13 protein-coding genes are annotated in these 19,180 nt (G+C 43.3%); 7 read left to right on the top strand and 6 right to left on the bottom strand.

What is annotated here, in order from left to right; all coding sequences use genetic code 11:
* Positions 1–33 precede the first annotated feature (33 nt).
* A complete protein-coding gene (locus PHEP_RS03660; RefSeq protein ID WP_012780900.1) occupies positions 34–2,100 on the top strand; it encodes a TonB-dependent receptor in 2,067 nt (688 codons plus the stop codon).
* Positions 2,101–2,173: 73 nt separating this feature from the next.
* Positions 2,174–2,911 carry a ThuA domain-containing protein gene (locus tag PHEP_RS03655; protein WP_012780899.1) on the top strand — a complete coding sequence of 246 codons (738 nt, stop codon included), beginning with the start codon at positions 2,174–2,176 and terminating at the stop codon, positions 2,909–2,911.
* 8 nt (positions 2,912–2,919) lie between these two features.
* Here PHEP_RS03655 and PHEP_RS03650 read toward each other — a convergent pair whose 3' ends face one another.
* Positions 2,920–3,504, bottom strand: a complete 585-nt coding sequence (locus tag PHEP_RS03650; RefSeq protein ID WP_012780898.1) for an HPP family protein — start codon at positions 3,502–3,504, stop codon at positions 2,920–2,922.
* Positions 3,505–3,622: 118 nt separating this feature from the next.
* Between PHEP_RS03650 and PHEP_RS03645 the strand changes: the two genes are divergently transcribed.
* Both PHEP_RS03645 and PHEP_RS03640 read left to right on the top strand, forming a co-directional pair.
* Complete coding sequence (locus PHEP_RS03645; RefSeq protein ID WP_143715686.1) at positions 3,623–4,666, top strand: hypothetical protein; 1,044 nt, start codon at positions 3,623–3,625, stop codon at positions 4,664–4,666.
* Positions 4,596–6,911, top strand: a complete 2,316-nt coding sequence (locus PHEP_RS03640; protein WP_012780896.1) for a tetratricopeptide repeat protein — start codon at positions 4,596–4,598, stop codon at positions 6,909–6,911. The genes PHEP_RS03645 and PHEP_RS03640 overlap by 71 nt, the downstream gene beginning before the upstream one ends.
* A gap of 298 nt (positions 6,912–7,209) precedes the next feature.
* On the opposite strand, the gene PHEP_RS03635 is transcribed toward PHEP_RS03640, so the two are convergent.
* The 5 genes from PHEP_RS03635 to PHEP_RS03615 all read right to left on the bottom strand — a co-directional run bounded on the left by PHEP_RS03635 (position 7,210) and on the right by PHEP_RS03615 (position 16,604).
* Positions 7,210–9,798 carry a zinc-dependent metalloprotease gene (locus PHEP_RS03635; protein ID WP_012780895.1) on the bottom strand — a complete coding sequence of 863 codons (2,589 nt, stop codon included), beginning with the start codon at positions 9,796–9,798 and terminating at the stop codon, positions 7,210–7,212.
* Between the two features lie 47 nt (positions 9,799–9,845).
* Positions 9,846–11,192, bottom strand: a complete 1,347-nt coding sequence (locus PHEP_RS03630) for a RagB/SusD family nutrient uptake outer membrane protein (protein WP_012780894.1) — start codon at positions 11,190–11,192, stop codon at positions 9,846–9,848.
* Between the two features lie 18 nt (positions 11,193–11,210).
* Positions 11,211–14,579 carry a TonB-dependent receptor gene (locus PHEP_RS03625; protein ID WP_051145290.1) on the bottom strand — a complete coding sequence of 1,123 codons (3,369 nt, stop codon included), beginning with the start codon at positions 14,577–14,579 and terminating at the stop codon, positions 11,211–11,213.
* A gap of 186 nt (positions 14,580–14,765) precedes the next feature.
* Complete coding sequence (locus tag PHEP_RS03620; protein ID WP_012780892.1) at positions 14,766–15,941, bottom strand: FecR family protein; 1,176 nt, start codon at positions 15,939–15,941, stop codon at positions 14,766–14,768.
* Between the two features lie 75 nt (positions 15,942–16,016).
* On the bottom strand, positions 16,017–16,604 hold the full coding sequence (locus PHEP_RS03615; RefSeq protein ID WP_012780891.1) for an RNA polymerase sigma factor: 588 nt from the start codon (positions 16,602–16,604) through the stop codon (positions 16,017–16,019).
* Positions 16,605–16,862: 258 nt separating this feature from the next.
* On the opposite strand from PHEP_RS03615, the gene PHEP_RS03610 reads away from it, so the two are divergent.
* The 3 genes from PHEP_RS03610 (at position 16,863) to PHEP_RS03600 (ending at position 19,178) form a co-directional block, all read left to right on the top strand.
* The gene (locus tag PHEP_RS03610; RefSeq protein WP_012780890.1) at positions 16,863–17,705 is read left to right on the top strand and encodes a TlpA family protein disulfide reductase; all 843 of its coding nucleotides are present in this window, start codon (positions 16,863–16,865) and stop codon (positions 17,703–17,705) included.
* An 83-nt stretch (positions 17,706–17,788) separates the two neighbouring features.
* On the top strand, positions 17,789–18,628 hold the full coding sequence (locus PHEP_RS03605; RefSeq protein ID WP_012780889.1) for a bifunctional helix-turn-helix domain-containing protein/methylated-DNA--[protein]-cysteine S-methyltransferase: 840 nt from the start codon (positions 17,789–17,791) through the stop codon (positions 18,626–18,628).
* A 55-nt stretch (positions 18,629–18,683) separates the two neighbouring features.
* Positions 18,684–19,178 carry a hypothetical protein gene (locus PHEP_RS03600; RefSeq protein ID WP_036675142.1) on the top strand — a complete coding sequence of 165 codons (495 nt, stop codon included), beginning with the start codon at positions 18,684–18,686 and terminating at the stop codon, positions 19,176–19,178.
* Positions 19,179–19,180 lie beyond the last annotated feature (2 nt).

Raw genomic sequence — 19,180 nt, 5'->3', positions numbered from 1 at the left:
GATTTTAAAATCTAAACTATAGCTTTGTTTCAGATGAAAACATTTTTTACCGGCTGTTTAACTGCACTTTGTTTTTCAGGGATAGCCCAGGTCAAATCCGACAGCACAAAAAAACTTAATGAGGTTGTGATCCGCCCCTACTTCTCTGCCCAGCCACTGATCCGGTCAACAGGAGCCATTGGGGTACTGGATCAGACCACACTGGACAAACAGCCTGCCGGATCCTTCGTCTCTGCCATCAATACCATTTCCGGTGTACGGATGGAAGAACGCTCTCCGGGCAGTTACCGTCTGTCTATCCGCGGCAGCTTATTGCGCTCTCCTTTTGGGATAAGAAATGTAAAAATCTATTTTGACGATTTTCCTTTAACAGATGCGGGTGGCAACAGCTACTTAAATGCGCTGGATGTATCGGCAGCCTCCGGAATACAGGTATTAAAAGGTCCGCACAGCAGTATATTTGGCGCCAATTCGGGCGGTGTAATCCTGATCCAGCCGCGGGGCAGTCAGCCCGACAGCACTGCGCTGTCTTTAAACCTGGAAGGCGGCTCTTATGGTGCCTTCAGGGAAGGCCTGTCCCTAAACCAGCAGTTCAACAAATACAGCCTGAACATTACCCAGGCCTATCAGCGCAGCGATGGCTACCGCGACCATAGTGCTATGGACCGCAAGTATTTTCAAACCCTGCACAAATGGGACTATACTAAAAATGCCGCACTGAAGGCTTTGTTATTTTATTCCGACTTACATTACAATACTCCCGGTGGCCTTACCCCAGCCGAATATCTGCAAAACCCTAAACTCTCCAGGCCCGCTGCCGGCCCTTCAAAAAGTGCAATAGAACAGCAGGCGGGCATTTACAGCAAAACCCTTTATGGGGGGCTTTCCCATAACTGGCAGCTCAGCGATCGGTTTAAACATATAGTCTCCATATTTTCTTCTTATACCGATTTTAAAAATCCCTTCATCAGCAATTACGAAAAACGCAAAGAGTTTACCCTGGGCTTACGCACCTTCCTGGAATATGAAAAGAAGCTAACTCAAGCAAACTGGAAATTTGACCTGGGCATAGAAAGTATGGAAACCCGTTCAGACATTAGCAATTACGACAATAACAAGGGGCTGACTGCCGCACTGAAAGCCTCAGATAAATTAAAGGCTGCTTCCAGTTTTGCTTTCGCACACTTAAGTATCGATGTACGGCAGAAATGGCTGTTCGAACTTTCGGCAAGCGCCAATTTATACCAATATGCCTATCAGAGCATTGCCCCTGTGGCCATTGCCGAACGAAAAAACAGCTTTGATACCCAGTTTATGCCAAGGGCAGCACTATCTTATCTGATCGGCACACAGTTTTCAGTCAGAACTTCCATAAGCAAAGGTTATTCAGCCCCTAGTCTGGCCGAAATAAGAGCCTCCAACAATGTGATCAATGTAGATCTGCAGCCAGAATATGGCTGGAATTACGAAGCTGGACTAAGGTACCAGGCCCTGAACAACAGGCTGCTCATAGATGTTACTGCTTTCTATTACAACCTGAAAAATGCAATAGTAAGACGTCTGGACCAAAATGATGCAGGATATTTTATCAATGCCGGCGGTACAAAACAACCTGGCCTGGAAAGCACAGTTTCATTCTGGCCGATACCTACCCGTACCTCAGGCGCTGTAAGAGGTTTGCAACTCCGCAATACCTATACCCTTAGTCGCTTTAAATTTGACAACTACATCGACAAAACCAATAACTTTTCGGGCAATGCCCTTACCGGAGTACCTAAAACCATGTTGGTTAGCAGCGCCGACATACAATTGCCCAATCAGGTTTACATCTTTCTGCAGCATAGCTTTACTTCGCAGATCCCGCTAAATGATGCCAATACGGCCTATGCAAAAAAATACCACATCCTGCAGGCCAAAATCAGCTGGAAAAATTTACGTATCGGCCGTACTCCTGCAGAACTCTTTACCGGTGCAGACAATATACTCAACCAAAGATACAGCCTGGGCAATGACCTGAATGCCTTTAACGACCGCTATTACAATGCAGCCGCCAAACGTACTTTTTATGCCGGCCTGCTGCTCCGGCTTAACCACTTATAATTGTCAGTCAGGCGCACAAACAGGTCCTTGTCATCATTAAAAGATTTACTACATTAGCCTCAAAAATTGAACCATGTTTAAAAACTTTCATACCCTTGTTATTGCCACCTTATTGGTATTATTTTTTGTCGGTCCTGCTGCTGCAAAGAAAAAAAAGGTCCTTGTATTTTCTAAAACAGCGGGCTATCATCATGCCTCCATAAAGGTTGGCGTACCTGCTATCCAGAAATTGGGCCTGGAAAATAAATTTGAAGTGGATAGCACTATTGATGCGGGCAAGTTTACCGCAAAAAACCTGAAGCAATATGCTGCAGTTATCTTTTTGAACACAACCGGCGATGTATTGAACAATGAACAGCAAGCCGCATTTGAACAATACATTAAAAACGGTGGTGGTTACGTTGGGGTTCATGCCGCTACAGATACTGAATATGAATGGCCATGGTACGGTAAACTGGCCGGTGCTTATTTTATCAACCACCCCGCCCAGCAGGAAGCCGTATTAAATGTGGTAAACAGAAATACCATCGCCACCAGACATTTGCCCCAAGTGTGGAAACGAAAAGATGAATGGTACAATTTCAAAGACCTGAACCCAGAGGTTAAAGTACTCATTACCATAGACGAAAACAGCTATAAAGGTGGTAAAAATTCGCCTGTTCACCCCATGGCCTGGTACCATGATTTCGAAGGTGGCCGTTCTTTCTATACTGAACTGGGCCATGTGGATGAATCTTATACCGACCCGCTTTTTTTACAGCATCTGCTGGGTGGCATCCAATATGCCATGGGTGTAAAAAAGATGGAGTAAACAAGCACCTATCGGGCAAACCTGGGGGCTTTCCGTCTTTTCAAAATTGGTTTTGAAGGGTATTTACGGTGTCTCAGGTTATTGAATATCAGTGCCACCAGGAACAGGATCAGTACACCCGACAATACGGGCGACAATACATACATATAACCCAGTGCCCTGATCTTTTCTCCACCGGTTACTGCGATGAGCGCAGTAGCCCCGCCCGGAGGGTGCAGGGTTTTGGTGATCTGCATGGCTACAATAGATAAAGAAACCGCCAGTGCGCAGGCAAACCAGAGTTCGGCCGAAAAGAGCTTAAAAACAGTAACACCAATAATAGCACAGATCACATGCCCTCCAATAAGGTTGCGGGGCTGGGCAAGGGGACTGTTGATCAGGCCATATACCAATACAGAGGAGGCTCCAAATGACCCGATCAGGAATAAATTATCGCTGGCCACCAGGTATTGACTGTTCAGTAAACCAATCAGGCCGATCCCAACAAAAGAACCGAGAAAAGTAAGCACATGCTCTTTAGCATCGATTAAAGTTTCGCGATATAATATGTATCTGGCTTTGCGGTATTGTTTTTTAATGATTCTTCCGGGCATCTCTTTTCTGTATTCGCCGCAAAATTAAGATTAAATCCAGCAATACTCTAGTCTAAATTATTTTGTTTCAAGGCCATTGTTCACATAACTTGGCGAAGTTATTGAGCAATTTAAATTTATGGTCATTATTTCTGCGGGTTTACACTTTCGCCTCATCAGCTGTATGCTTTTTCTGACAATTTATTGTAGTTCCTGTAAAAATAATGATCAGGCCCCTACTGCATTTTATTATTGGAAACAAAATTTTGCATTAGGCACAAAACAGGTCCAACTGCTAAAAAATGCAGGTTGCAATAAACTTTACATACGCTTTTTCGACATTAAATGGGATACAAAAAACAATCGTCCCTATCCCGAAGCTATCGTAAATTTTAACGGCCTGACACCCGCTCAAAACATTACACCAGTAATCTTCATTACCAACCAGACTTTTGAAAAACTGGATAAAGACAGCATCAACAGTCTGGCCATAAAAAGCCTGGCCCTTATTGAACGTCTGACAAAAAATCAGCATATTGCTTACCAGGCCATTCAGGTCGACTGCGACTGGACAATGCGTAGCAAGGAAAGTTATTTCAGCTTTTTAAGTACCTTAAAAGCCATCAGTAAAAAAAAACTCGAAGCCACGATAAGACTACACCAGGTAAAATACCAGTTTAAAACCGGCATACCACCGGTAGACAGGGGCATATTGATGTTTTACAATATGGGAAAACTCTCGCCCGATCCTGCAGCACCAAATTCTATTTACAACCCAGGGGATGCAGCAACTTACATCAGCAGTTTACCCCGGTATCTTTTGCCTTTAGACATTGCTTTACCTGTATTTTCGTGGTCGTTGCAAATCAGGGACGGCAAAATCATACAGGTGTATGGAAAAATAGGAAGCGCCGAACTGAGCAACACGGCAAAATTTACACCAGCAGGCAAAATGGTATACCGTGCTGCAAGCAGTTTTTTTACCGGGGGCATTTACATAAAAACCGGAGATATTTTTAAACTGGAACAAACTGATAAAAACACCCTAGACCAGGCAGCACAGCAGCTGTCGGCACATTTAAATAAAAAACACAAACGAACAATTATCTATTATGAACTTGGCAACCTCAACCTATCGGCGTATAAAGCAACTGATTTCAAAGAAATTTCTGCTTATTTTTAGCATCTCGAGCCTGTTTGCAGGTGGTCTGGTATGGGCCTGTTCCGACTATGGATTCGATTACGAATACTCCAGCTTTAGTCCGGAAGCCTTCGTAGCAAAAGACTACACCCCTTTCTTTTACACAGAATATATTTCTTATTATGGCGGTGGCTGGGGCTCGGCCTATGAGAACAATCCTTCCCGGTACAACGACCAGGTGATCAACGACTGGTATGGCTATTTTGACCAGAAAATTGAAAAGCCCACATTGGAATATCTGCTGTTTAAAGCATCATATAACGGGATTGATTCTGTTTACAACAATTTTAAGGGAAAAATAAAAGAACTGCCCGGGCTTGCCCCGGTGCTAGATGCGGTAAAATTAAACAAGAAAAAAACAAGTGCATTTTTCGACTACCTGCTGCTGGCCAAGTCTTGCGAAAGCTTTGCTGCAACTGATGTTGTTTATTCCTGGGAACCTCAACCCCAGCCAAGCCTACCCGGCTCGGCAGAAGTGCAATTGCTAGATCATTTCAAAAAGGCCAAAGATCCTTTTATAAAGCAGCGGTTGTGGTTCCAGCTGGTCAGGTATTATTATTTTGCCGAAAAATCAGATTCAACCCAGCATGCAGCGGTTTCTAAAACATTAAAAACCTTTGATACCTTTAAAAATGCCTTTCCACATAACATGATGTATTACAGAACCCTGGGATATGTAGCTGGCTGGCACTACAAACACAAAAATTATGCGCTATCCAATTACCTGAATAGTCTGTGTTACGATTATTCAACGGAAGCAAAAATCCCGAGCGAATGGAGTTTTCATCCCCAGGAAGAGGCCGACTGGCAAAAAACCCTTCAGTTGGCTAAAACCAGTTCCGAAAAGGCCACTCTTTGGCAGATGCTGGGCATCAATTACGATCCCCAGCGGGCAGTTACCGAAATTGTCCGGCTGGATCCGAAATCAGAAAAGCTTGATCTTTTGCTGGCCAGGATCATCAACATCACCGAGTATCAGGGCGACAATTATTACCAGACTGAACCCGACACCGCAGCCAAAAGCACACTTAAACAAAATACAACTTTGGTAAGCAGTATTGCATTAAAAAACAATACTGCAAAACCTTATTTCTGGAACCTGGCCGCAGGTTACCTGAACTTCATGGGCGGCAATTATGCTGCAAGCAGAACCTTTTATCAGACCGCAAAAAAACAGCTGCCCAAAGGGGATAAATTGGTCATGGCCCAATATAAAATACTGGACTGGACTTTATTTGTAAAGGAACTAAAAAAGATTGACGCTAATGCTGAAATAAAAATGATCGAACCTTTAAACTGGTTCTCGGACCTTTACCAGGGTAAGGACACCATTGCTTCCCTGAGATTTAATAAAGCACTGCGGGAAAGTATCAGTGACATTGCCGAACTTTACAAAAAACAGGGAGATGTTGTGAAAGCAAATGCTTTTAAAAGTTATCATGAGTTTTACATGAATAACCAGAACATTGTGCAGATGATTGCCTTTTTGCAAAAGCCAGGTAAAACAGCTTTTGAGCAGACCATGCTCCGTTATTATCCTTTTGAACAACACGATCTTTATTACCACCAGTCGCTCGTACAGGTTTATCAGGACAAAATTGATGCTGCCATTACCCTGATGAACAAAAGCAAGAGCAGTGGTTATCTCATGCCCTCAAATCCTTTTAACATGCGAATAAATGATTGTCACGACTGTGACCATGCCCTGAAACAGTCAAAAGATCTGTATGCACTTGATGTACTAAAAGCCATGCAAAAAATGGAAGCAGAAATAAAAGCAGGCAAAAATGTGTACAACAATGCTTTCCTGTTGGCCAATGCTTTTTATAACATTACCTTTTATGGTAATGCAAGGACCTTTTTTCAGACCCGTATCATGAATGCCGATGGGGCTACCCCTTTTGACATCCCGGAAGTTTTTAAACCTATGCTGCTTTCGGCTAAAATAGCCGAAAAATATTATTTACTTGCCGCAAGTGCTGCCAATAGTAAGGAACAGAAAGCCAGGTGCATATTTATGGCCAGCAAGTGTGAAAGAAACGAAAGCTACAACAAAGGTTATATCAATCCCGATAAAAAAGACATGAACTACTGGAATTCAGACATTGAACCGGTATTTTTTGGCAGGCATTTCGCAGCCTTAAAAAACCAGTATAAAGACACGAGGTTTTATCAGGAAATCTTAAAAGAATGTGGGTATTTTAAAAGTTATAATAACAAGTATTGAGCTGATCTGTCTTTTGAATGAGTCCGGTATGAGTCCGACATGAGTCCGAGGTGAGTCCGACTTTTTCCACAGAAAAGGCGGACTCATGTCTTAGCCATTACGCATTAGATACGCATGCATATCAAAGGTAATCATGGTCGTGCCGGAACAGGTCTAAGCAGATTATTAAAATGTATAAAAGGATGATTAAATTTCAGTGCTTGCACAATAATAAGCATCATACAGCGTATATATAATTGAGAGCGTTAATTTAGATGAGCGGGAATGTATCGGTATGATCATTCCCGCTTCTTTTTATTTATTTCAGGAACAACTGGATCCTTTTAAGCAGGTATTGATAGTGATCTAGAACTTCAGCTTTTGCTCCGGGTATCCGTTGCTCTACAATGGCCTTAATCCTTTTGATCTCGCCAAGTGCCAGACTTTCAATTTTAAACTGTTTATCATTTACAGCCATGCTCATGAACTGAAAATAAAGCTCCTTGGAAGAAGGGAGTACCAGATCGTCCAAGTCAAAGCAAGCGCTTTCAGGAACTCTAGCTATTGCTGCCTCAGCAAAGGCCTTTGTACCCACATTCGTTTTGTTTAAACTTGAAAGTCCGATAACCCGGTCCAGGTACAGGGCCTGCAGCAACTGATCGTAGTATTTAGGTACAGCCCGTTCCGCGCTGAACAGGTCGTTACGGATGTCATTCAGCAAATCTGTGGCCTGATAAGCAGCATCCCCATCCTGCAACCCGTTATCTGTTAAAAAGGCCAGCTTACCAAAATTAAGCACTTCAGCCTGAAATTGTTTTTTGAACAGCCTTTCTATATACGTACTTACAGGCACTTCCCTTTTCGCACCCCCGGCCTTATCGTAAATGATCATGTCTTTAGGCAGACTTTCCAGCAACAAAGGAAAATTGTGGTACTGTTCCAGCATGAAGGCCACTGCGGCTTTATTCTCCTTTTTTGAGGAATACTGATAAGCTAGCTGCTGCTGTCCCTGCACCGGATAATTCTGGTAAACACCAGCTATGGCAGTTCCAACATGGCCTAAATACCTTTCATATTGCCTCAATACAGCCAGATAAGCATCATCCAACTCATCATATTTTGCACCAGGCACTGTCATCCATTTTTTCATGTTGAGCAGGATATAGCGGATGTTTTTCACCCCGTATCTGCTAGCTTTGACCACATCATCGCCCAGACTTTCCCTTTGCGACGAGGGATCACTTCCATTCAGGTCACCTTCAGCAAAGCGATAGCGCGGGTCGCCCTGATGCCTGGCAATCCAGCTGTTCAATGTTTTGAGTTCTTCACCTGGCGATTGGGCTTCAGCAATTGGCCTGTAACCCCAGTTGATGGCATATTGATCGTAAATACCCAATAAAGGAGGCGTTAATTTTACACCCTTATCTTCAGGCTGCGCCACATAGTTGTTACGGGCATAATCCATTATGGAAGGTGTGGTGCCATACTTTTGGGTAAAGCTGGCCGAGCGTAAAGAATCGACTGGAAAAGCGTAGGAAGCACCCATGTTATGTCTTAAACCCAGGGCATGACCTACTTCATGTGCGGCCACATAACGGATGGCCTCGCCCATGGCATCATCGGTTAATTTTCCCGAACGTACGGAAGGGTCGTTGGCCGCCGTTTGTGCAAAACGCCATTGAGTAAGCAACTGCAGGATATTGTGGTAAATGATCACATCGGATTCCAGGATTTCGCCCGAACGGGGATCAATAACTGAAGGGCCTTTGGCATTGGGGATGGCCGATGCAGTGTAACGGATTACTGAATAACGAATGTCCTCGGCATTAAACAAGGGGTCATTTACAGGTAGATCTCTAGCAATGATGGCATTTTTAAAGCCTGCGGATTCAAAGGCTGTTTTCCAATCCTCTACACCTTTGCGGATATATTCCTTCCATTTTTTCGGGGTAGCGGCATCCAGGTAAAATACGATCGGGTTTTGGGGTTCTACCAACAGACCCTGCGCCATTTTAGCTTTATCCTCTTCCTTAGGTTCCAATCGCCAACGGTTGATGAAGGCTTTATCTTTCACCGGTTCACTTTCGTTAAAATCACTGAAGGATTTGGTAAAATAACCCACCCTGTCATCGGCATACCTGCCCATCATCGGTTTTTTGGGCAACAGTACCATAGAGCGGTTAATGAGCAGGGTATATACGTCTTCAGCATTGGTAAAAGTGATCATACTGCGCACCTCTATATTTTTCTCAAAACTTTGCACAGAGGCGATATAGGAGCGGTCCGTTTCTACCTTATACTTTTTATCGGGTACTCCCATTGCTTTTTGGATCGGGTTTTGTGCGAAGGGGCTGATCTCTTTTACATCGGCCAGGAAGAGTTGCTGTATATCGATAATGGCATTTTTGCCTTGTTTGCCCCTGGCCTTAACCGGGAAGGACATGATAATCGGATCGAGCGTCTGTAGGTTCACTGCATTACGGAAGGCACTGTCGGCACCCGAAAAGCGGATGGCCAGTCTTGAGGTCACTTTCCGCAGGAAAATAAACCGGCCATCTGGTGACTTGTCCCATTGCAGCATCATTCCGGGCTGGGCCCTTTCTCCGGCAACCATGTTTTCAAAATCGCTGCTGCTCATAGAAATCCTGGTGGCTACCATCAGCATATCTCTTTTTAACAGGCTGTCGGGAATCTCGAAAAAGTATGTGTTTTGGGCACGATGGCTTATAAAAAGCCCGGTATCAGAAGCTACCCCATCCTTAAAAAATGCCTGAAAGGATTTAATGGCATCGGCAGGGGCTTTGGTAAAGCCGGCCGTATCGGTCTTCTTTTTACCCGCCTGCCCCTTTGTATCCTGAAGGCTAAAACATAGTAGCGCAGACAGGAGCAATAAATAGGTTTTGTTCATTCAATTGTGTGTTAGGTTGATTAAAAGGGAGTGCCTATATATTAATCTTATTGTTCGTAACCCGGATTTTGGGGGCCGAAAAGGTTGTTGGATAAGATTTCAGACTGCGGGATAGGCAATATGTACTGATTTACACTGGTAACCTTGGGTTTAATGGTCTTGATCTTATCAAAACGCTGATTTGCAAACCAGTCGCTCCCATTTTCAAAGCACAGTTCTTTGATAATCTCGGCATGGATCTCATCAAGTAAAGCCGGTTTGGTAGTAGCCAGCGAAAGTTGCGGGGTGCCAAAAGCCCTGGAACGTACCGTTTGCAAAGGTATTTTGGCATCAGCCAGGGCTGCATCAGTACGGGCCAGGCCTTCGGCCTTGATCAGGTACATTTCGGCCATCCTGATGAAATAAGTAGGTGCAAAGAAAGTAGTATTGTTTACTTTTAAGACTAGGTTACTGGTGGCATTGAATGACAATGCAGCTCTCGGATCACCAGCCATGAAAGTTTTCAGCCATGCACTTACCAACACCCCACCATTAGAATAGGTCAGCTTTTTCCGATCGGCGGTATAAGTTACCGCATCAGTGGCCCGCATAAAGATCAATTCTGAAGAATTAAAGCCATCAGAAAACACCCTTGCAAAAGTTGGGCTTAAACTCCGCGTGCCATCTGTAATCACCTGCTCCGCCAGCTGGGCCGCCATGGCATAATCACCTTTGTACAGCATCACTCTGGCTTTAAAGGCCTTGGCTGCTGTTTTAGAAATGTAAATAGGTTTAGTAAAATTTGGCGCTTTAGCAATGGCCTCGTCCAGATCGGTTAAAACCTGCGTATATGTTTCAGCCACTGTACTTCTTTTAAGATGCCTGTTGGTAAAATCTACTACTTCAGTCCTAACCAACACACCATACGGGCTGTTCACATCGTAATACTGACCAAAAAAACGCAAGGCATCAAATGTGGCCATTCCTCTTAATCCCTGTGCCTGGGCAATGATCTGTTCCTTTTCTATATCGGAAATTTCCCCGGCAGGAAGTTCGTTGGCCAGTTGTATCACCCAGTTGGCCTGGTTGATCATTTTATAAAAAGCCATCCAAAGATTATTTACGTTGGCAATAGTCTGATTTAAATTGTTATCCTGATACTGCACATCAGGAAAGCTTGCCCCTCTTTGCATGGTACCGCCCAACGTAGCCGGAATAGCTTCAACGTGCAGGTAATAGTTCTGGTTGTGTAACTGTGCATAAGCACCATTCAGCAAGTTGCGCAATCCTTCTTTATTTTTTGCAACGTTTTCCGGTGTAAGGTTATTTGGTGGATCTACGTCCAGCACGTTTGTTAATTTCCCGCAGCCACAAAAAAGGATGTTGAGCAAGAGTATATATAGAATTCTTTTCATCGTGATGAGTTTTAATTTTTAGAAACCAGCTCTTATACCAAGTGTATAAACTTTTGCTATTGGATACCTGCTAACATCCAAACCAACATTGATGTCGTTTCCGGAAGCGTTGCTTGTTTCGGGATCGGCACCCGGATAACTGGTAAACGTAAGCAGGTTGGTACCTGAAGCATTAATTTCTATGTTTTTAATAAACCTGGTTTTTTGTAACAGTCTGGCGGGCAAAGCATAGGCGATTGTAAGGTTTTTTAATCTGAGGAAGGAGGCATCATATACAAAGTAACTTGAACCAAAATAATTGGAATTGGGATCGCCATATACTGCACGTGGCTGACTGGTGGGTTTCTCCGGCGTCCACCTGTTCATGGCAATGGCCAGTTTGTTTTCACTGGAAGCCTGGGATTGAAAAGTAATGGCTGCAGCCTGGGCCGTCCAGTTCAGGTCATTCCCCACAGAATAGGTAAATAAGGCATTTACCCTGAAATTTTTATATTTGAAACTATTGGTAAAACCACCTGAAAAGTCCGGCAAAGCGTTACCTATAACCGTCTGGTCCAATGTAGTTGCTTTTCCATCTCCATTCAGGTCCCTGTACCATAGATCACCGGGTGCTGTCCCAGCCACCTGGTAAATACCATCAGGCGCCAGTGCATTTAATGCATCCAGTTGCGCTTTGTTCTGAATGATCCCTTCTGCCACGCGTCCGTACATCAGACCTAAAGATTCTCCAACCCTTAATACTCCACCACCTGAGGGGGGGGTGATGTTGCCATTGGCTGGGTTCAGGAAATCGCTGTTTAAGGAAACCAGTTTGTTTTTATTTGTTGCCACATTAATAGCCAGGTTCCAGGTAAAATCTTTACTTCGGATGATGTCACCATCCAGGGCAAGTTCAAAGCCTTTATTCTGTGACCTGCCCAGGTTGCTGATAGCGTTGGCAAAACCTGCATTACCCGGCAACAAAGCGGTAAATAGCAAATCTTTGGTATTTTTTACATAATAATCCAATGCACCGTTTAAACGTCCCTTAAACAAAGAAAAATCCAGGCCAATATCAGTTTGCGTAGTCAATTCCCATTTAAGGCGGTTGTTGCCCAGCTGGGTTTGTATTACTGCCGGATTATCACCATACTGATCGGCAGCAAATAAAGCCCTCCATTGGTATACACCAAAGTTTTGCTGCCCGGTAAGCCCTATACTTCCTCTGATCTTCAGCTCATCCAAAAAACTAACATCTTTAAGGAAATTCTCTTCTGAAAGTCGCCATGCTGCCGATACTGTAGGGAAAAATGCCCATTTGTTTTCAACTGCGAATTTGGAAGAACCATCGGTTCGTGCCGAAACGGACAAAAGGTATTTATCGGCATAGCTGTAGTTTACACGGCCAAAAAAGGATACAAGGCCACTTTGTGTTTTTCCGGAGTAAATAAGGAAGTTGCTGGTGGCACTAGACAGGTTGTTCAGGATATCGTCCTGTGGAAAACCCATACCCGAAGCCGACATATATTCGTTTTCATTTCCTTGCCATGAAGCACCGGCAATACCTTCCAGCACATGTTTACCAAAGCTCTGGTTATAGGTTAATATATTTTCCCACAGGTGTGAAAGAGCCTGGCTACTGTTTTGCTGTCCAAAACCTGTGCCATCGCCTGTGGCCTTTGCCCAGCCTCCCTTAACAGTCTGACTTGGGTAGAAGCTTTTTAAATTTCCCGTATTGTAATTGATAGAAAGCGTAGACTTCAGTACAAAATGTCTGGCAAAGTTCAGTTCTCCAAAAGCCGATCCGATCAACAGATTGGTCTTATTGATGTTACTCGATTTTGACAGTGCAACCGGGTTTTCAGAAACGCCACCATCAGAAAATGTAAACGTCCCATCAGGATTATAAACCGGCATATCTGGTCTGTAGGTATACATTCTGGCAAATAAACTAGCATCTGGCGAAGTTTGACCAGAGTTGGAGAGATTGATAGATGTGCCAAATTTGAGTGAAGAGCTTGCCTGAAAATCAAGGTTGACCAATAGGTTTTTTCTGTCGAAGTTTGAATTTCTAAAGGTTCCATCCTGTGCGGTTGTACCAATACTGGCATAATACCGCATTTTTTCATTTCCCCCGGAAGCGGAAAAGTTTATAATTCTGGAGAGCGGGTTAATGGGACTCAGTTCCTTTTCCCAGTCGGTATTTGCATCTTTAAAGTAAGTACCGTTTCGCATTTGCTGTACTACCAATGCAGTAGAAGTAGAATTGTTGGCAGCCTCTGTCCATAGTTCCCTGAACTGGTCGGCATTCAGTACATCCAGCGTTTGTGCTTTCTGATAGCTTATAGAGGTATTAAAAGAATATACCGGGCCTTTTGTTTCACTACCTTTTTTGGTAGTAATGATGACCACTCCGTTTGCTGCCCTCGAACCATAAATAGCTGTAGCAGAAGCATCCTTAAGAATACTTATGGTTTCAATATCATTCGGACTGAGGTTATTAAGCGGACTGCTTAATCCCTGCGTGATCAGGTCATTATTGATCACATTTCCATTAGCGGGAATGTTTCCTTCAGCTACTACAGGAACACCGTCAACGATATAGAGGGGTTGATTAGAGCCCAGTAACGAAGAAGAACCCCTGATCCTTACTTTTGTAGCTGCACCTGGCTGACCCGTTTCCTGGATCACCTGCACCCCTGCAGCCCGGCCCTGTAAAGCCTGTTCGAGATTAATGGTAGAGGGAAGATCATGCAGGGATTCGCCGGAAATGGTAGAAACAGATCCTGTAAGATCTTTTTTCTTTTGGCTGCCATAGGCAACAATCACGGTCTCTTCCAGCTGGCTGGTGCTTTCTTTAAGTGTTAGGTTAATAGTAGTTTTATTGCCCACCTTAATTTCCTGTGTAGTAAAACCAATAGAGGTAAATACCAGTTCGGCATTTTCATCGGGCACAGTAATGGCGTAGTTACCAGCAGCATTGGTATAGGCAATCGTAGATGTACCCTTTAACTGTACAGTTACGCCGGGCAGGGCACCGCCTTTTTCGTCGGTTACCTTGCCGTTGATGCTAATGGCCTTAAAATAATCGCTGATACGGTTAAAAAGAGAATTTTCCTTTTGGTACACCACTACGGTCCTGTTCCGGACGGTATAGGTAAAATCCTGCCCTTCAAATACTTTTTTCAGGGCTTCGCCAAACTGCGCATTTTTAAGTTCAACGGTAATCGGTTTTGCAGTTTTTAGCAGAGCATGTCCGTACACAAAGTCGTAACCGCTCTGTGCACCCAGTTTTTCCAATACCTCGGTAAGACTGCTGTTTTTTTCATTTAAGGTTACTCTTTGTGCATAGGTACCTGCCTGGACCTGGAAAACAGCAGCAATAAGCAGTAGGATCGCTAATCTCATAACCCTTAAAAGTTTAGGCATGCAAACGTTAAGCCTGCATAAAATCAGTAAGTAAATTTTGTACATTTGATACGTTTTGGTTTGAGTTGATAAATTGTTTAGACGCAATAGTAAATGATAAACCAGACATTGGCCGGGTTCCGATGGCCGTCGGAATCTGGCCCTTTTTTCAGGATTACCAGGTATTTATTCTGATGAAACGATAATCCTCCTTCCTTCTATTTCAAAGTGGACCAATCGGGTTAATTGTAAAACCTCTAAAATTTCAGAAACATTGCGGGAGCGGGAAACCTGTCCGCCGAAACCTTCTTTAGATATCTTGCCCTTGTATTCAATATCTACATCATACCAGCGTGCTACTTTACGCATCAGGCTTTCTATGTTTTCGTTGCTGAATTTGAATTTACCATTTTTCCAGGCAATGGCCTCTTCAACATCCGCCTGCTGAACTTTGAGGTGTCCGTTGCTGAATTCTGCTTGTTGGCCAGGTTTGAGCGTTGCGATTTTAAATATGGCTTTCGGAGCTTGTTCACGCTCTGTACTTAATACATCCACACTGCCTTCCAATAGCGTTGTTTTTGTACGTTCCTCATCAACATAACTGTTTACATTAAAATGTGTACCATAAACAAATACGGTCTGCTTATTAGCTACCACTATAAAAGGCATTTTTTTTAACTTAGCTACTTCAAAGTATCCCTCTCCTTTAAGATTGACCAATCTCCGGTTACCGGTAAAAGCAGTTGGAAAGGTTAAAGACGACTGGGCATTTAGCCATACCTTAGTACCATCAGGAAGGTTGACCTGGTATTGCCCGCCCCTCGGTGTACTGATGGTATTGTTGGTCACTTCCCCGGTAGGGTTGTCTTTAACCGTATAAATAAGTTGACCATTAGTAGTTTTACTGATACTGGTACCCGCTTGTTTCGCAATCTCTCCATCGGCCTGATCATCCAAAGCAAGCTGAGTTCCATCGGCCAGGGTAAGCGTTGCTTTATTCCCACCAGGTTTAATATCGTGTGCTCTTAACCTGGCCATTTCAGCCTCATGGTTATAGGTATTTTTGTAGAGGTAGAAGCCTGCAGAAAGCAATATCAACAAGGACGCAGCGATGGCAAGCCATTTAAGATCATTCAATTTTTTCGGCTTTGCCTCCTTTACAGGTAATTCGGAATTTAGCGGGATAGCCGCTTTGATGCGGTCCCAGATCAGCTGTTCTTCCAGCAAGGGTTCTGGAGGGCCCTCCGGCATGTTCAAGCGGGCTGCTTCAGTGGCATACCAGCGATTAACCAGGGCAATTTCCTGTGCCGTGGCGGTTCCTGCTTTGTATTTACTGAGTAGTTGTTGTACATCCTGCTCCATATTCCCTTATTGTTGTGGTGTTTATTATATAAACGGATGACGAGAACGGAAGTAGTAGAAAAAATAAAATAAATTTTACCTGCTTAAAAAATAGAGCAGCAGGGGCCAGCCTGTAAAGCCGCTTAATTTAGGTTTAATGAGCTTAATGGCATTGCTGACCTGCTTTTTCACCGTTTTATCTGATATTTCAAGCGCTTCAGCAATTTCTTTATAAGTTTTATGTTCTTTTACACGCATCTGAAAGATCACCCTCATTTTACCGGGCAACTGACCGATCTCATGGTCAAGTGCCTGCATCATTTCTCTTTCTGTAAGGTCTTCCAGTGTTTTATTGTGGTGTTCTTCCAGATAAAGTGCCAAAGATTCCAGGTGGATACTTCTTGTTTTTTTTTGTTCAATCAGGTCCAGCACTTTATTTCTGACAATGGTATAAAGGTAGCCTGAAAGGTTAATGCTGGAAGTGAGGCTTTGGCATTTGCTCCATAGTGTTGTAAATAATTCCTGTATCACATCTCTGGCATCTTCTTCATTTTTCAGCATTTTAAGGGCATGCATGTACATGATGGTCCAGTAACGCTGGTAAATTTCGGCAAATGCCAGTTCATCACTTTTTCTGACCAGGTCGGTCAGTTCGTTATCATTGAGTTTGTGATACTCAAGCATACATTATTATTCCCCCACACGAAGATACGAATTTTATAAATAGTGCTTATTTGTCTGATGAATAAGCAGATTGCAAAAAAAATTCAGGGCTGCACAATAATCTGTCTGATATAGCGTCTATATATCTGAGAGCGTTAATTTAGATTAAGCGGGAATGTATCGGTATGATCATTCCCGCTTCTTTTTTTGGATAATATTTAACCGGATCAGGATATATACATACTTTATACTAAATTAGGTAAACCTAATATCCTGTATATGAAACCCTTTTACGCTTTCCTGCTCTTACTTACAGTTTCAACTTTATCCTGTAACCAGGATGCTAAAAAATCGCCTCCAATACCCGGGGAAAGTAAAACCAGCACAAGCCCCTCTGTTACCGACCCTTCAAAAGCAGGTAAGCCTGTTGCCCCAGCCCGCGAGCTGCTGACTGATTTTATGACTTTTTGGAACTATTATTCCGGTAATGTAAAGCTCAATCAGGATTTTGAAGCGTACGACGTCAAGGGCACATTAATTACTAAAGAAATTTTCTTAAAAAACTTAAACAGCGGCCTGTACTTTCCTTTAAGAGTTTACACCAAATCTGCAGAACTGGGTTATAAGCTCCAGGAAATTCCGGCCACAGCAGACACCATGATCCCGGCTTATATGAAGCAGTTTTCAAAGCAGGAACTGACCTATTACAAAATGCAGGGCAAAAACATTCCTTCCTTTAATTTTACCGCTATAGATGGGAATACTTATACATCGGAAAATACCAAGGGAAAAATCGTTTTGTTTAAATGCTGGTTTATCAGCTGCCTGCCCTGTGTACAGGAAATGCCCGCATTAAATGATCTGGTAAAAAAATACAAGGACAGGAAAGACATCTTGTTTATCAGCCTGGCAATAGATGGTAAAAAAGAGTTACAGCAGTTTTTAGCCAAGACGCGGTTTGATTATGCCACCATTCCTGACCAGGAAAACTATATGAGCAAAAAATTAAACGTTACAGGCTACCCTACTCATTTTTTAATTGATAAAGCCGGTAAACTGGTAAGGGCACTACACAATGAAACTGAGCTTGCCGAGGCTTTGGAAAAGGAAATAGCCTTATAATCCTTAAGCGCTTGGCACATTTTAGCAAGTTTCGGGTTTTATCCCTTTCTTTATGATGGTAATTTTGTTTAAAAATTCTGATCATGGAAAGTTTGAATACAATTGATTACAACAGAATTGCAGCAGCGATTGAGTATTTAAAGGTTAATTTTAAAGCACAGCCTTCACTGGAAGCCATTGCTGAACAGGTACATTTGAGCCCTTTTCATTTTCAAAGGATGTTTAAGGAATGGGCCGGGGTAACCCCTAAAAAGTTTCTCCAGTATTTAAGTGTGGAATATGCAAAAAGGATTTTAAAAGATAAGCAAGCCACTTTATTTGATGCTGCTTATGAGACAGGCTTATCTGGCACCAGTCGCCTGCACGATCTTTTTATCAATATTGAGGGCATGACCCCTGGAGAATTTAAAAATGGCGGAGCACAGCTGCAGATCAATTATAGTTTTGCTGAAAGTCCTTTTGGTTCAGTCCTGGTTGCTTCAACAGCAAAAGGTATCTGTTATATGGCATTCGCAGACGATGAAACCCTGGCTGTTGAAGAACTGAAAAAGAGCTTTCCCAATGCGCGATACCGGCAGGTGCTGGATAGGATACAGCAAAATGCACTGTATATATTTACGCAGGACTGGCAACGGCTTTCGGAGATCAGGCTGCATTTAAAGGGAACGCCCTTCCAGCTTAAGGTATGGGAAACGCTTATTAAAATACCCATGGGGAAGCTGACCACCTACGGCGCCATTGCAGGGAGTATTGACAGCGCCAAGGCCAGCAGGGCCGTTGGAACAGCAGTGGGCAACAATCCCGTGGCCTTTTTAATTCCCTGCCACAGGGTGATCAGGTCGACAGGTGAACTGGGTGAATACCATTGGGGCAATACCAGGAAAACAGCCATGATTGGCTGGGAAGCCGCAAAGATAGGCTAGCCAAAAACAATTGAACGACAGGCTTGTTTTAATTGGTAAACCTAACAGATAAGATATGAGACCTTCCATTTTAATACTGGCCTGCTTTATAATGATTGCGGCAGCCTGTAACAGTGACAATGCAGGTAAAGAGCGTGTAGACAGTTCGTCCAAAGTAATTGCCGTAGATACGACTTTTACTGCTGCACACCCCAAAAAGAGCAGTAGCGACTGCTATGTCTATATAAAAAACCGGGACACCGCCTCGCTTAAACTGAATATAGAAGGCGAAGAACTGACAGGTGAGCTGGACTATAAACTATTTGAAAAAGACAGCAATAAGGGTAAAATTGCAGGCGAAATGAAAGGTGATACCATTATTGCCGAGTACACTTTTGACTCTGAAGGAATGAGATCTGTGAGGGAAGTTGTATTTGTTAAAAAAGACGATGGCAACATTTATGAAGGTACGGGTGAGGTGATGGAAAAAAGTGGAAAAATGGTTTTTAAAAACCGCTCGGCCTTAAAGTTCAGCCCTGCAATGGTGTTTACAAAAACAAACTGCAAATAGTA

This window comes from Pedobacter heparinus DSM 2366 (assembly GCF_000023825.1).
Lineage (GTDB): Bacteria > Bacteroidota > Bacteroidia > Sphingobacteriales > Sphingobacteriaceae > Pedobacter > Pedobacter heparinus.
This window is presented reverse-complemented; position numbering and strand designations above follow the sequence as displayed.

Coding starts and splice junctions, on each gene's coding strand:
- PHEP_RS03640 (WP_012780896.1), top strand. CDS start 4,596: ATGAACTTGGCAACCTCAACCTATCGGCGTATAAAGCAACTGATTTCA.
- PHEP_RS03610 (WP_012780890.1), top strand. CDS start 16,863: ATGAAACCCTTTTACGCTTTCCTGCTCTTACTTACAGTTTCAACTTTA.
- PHEP_RS03645 (WP_143715686.1), top strand. CDS start 3,623: ATGGTCATTATTTCTGCGGGTTTACACTTTCGCCTCATCAGCTGTATG.
- PHEP_RS03660 (WP_012780900.1), top strand. CDS start 34: ATGAAAACATTTTTTACCGGCTGTTTAACTGCACTTTGTTTTTCAGGG.
- PHEP_RS03620 (WP_012780892.1), bottom strand. CDS start 15,941: ATGGAGCAGGATGTACAACAACTACTCAGTAAATACAAAGCAGGAACC.
- PHEP_RS03600 (WP_036675142.1), top strand. CDS start 18,684: ATGAGACCTTCCATTTTAATACTGGCCTGCTTTATAATGATTGCGGCA.
- PHEP_RS03650 (WP_012780898.1), bottom strand. CDS start 3,504: ATGCCCGGAAGAATCATTAAAAAACAATACCGCAAAGCCAGATACATA.
- PHEP_RS03615 (WP_012780891.1), bottom strand. CDS start 16,604: ATGCTTGAGTATCACAAACTCAATGATAACGAACTGACCGACCTGGTC.
- PHEP_RS03630 (WP_012780894.1), bottom strand. CDS start 11,192: ATGAAAAGAATTCTATATATACTCTTGCTCAACATCCTTTTTTGTGGC.
- PHEP_RS03655 (WP_012780899.1), top strand. CDS start 2,174: ATGTTTAAAAACTTTCATACCCTTGTTATTGCCACCTTATTGGTATTA.
- PHEP_RS03605 (WP_012780889.1), top strand. CDS start 17,789: ATGGAAAGTTTGAATACAATTGATTACAACAGAATTGCAGCAGCGATT.
- PHEP_RS03625 (WP_051145290.1), bottom strand. CDS start 14,579: ATGAGATTAGCGATCCTACTGCTTATTGCTGCTGTTTTCCAGGTCCAG.
- PHEP_RS03635 (WP_012780895.1), bottom strand. CDS start 9,798: ATGAACAAAACCTATTTATTGCTCCTGTCTGCGCTACTATGTTTTAGC.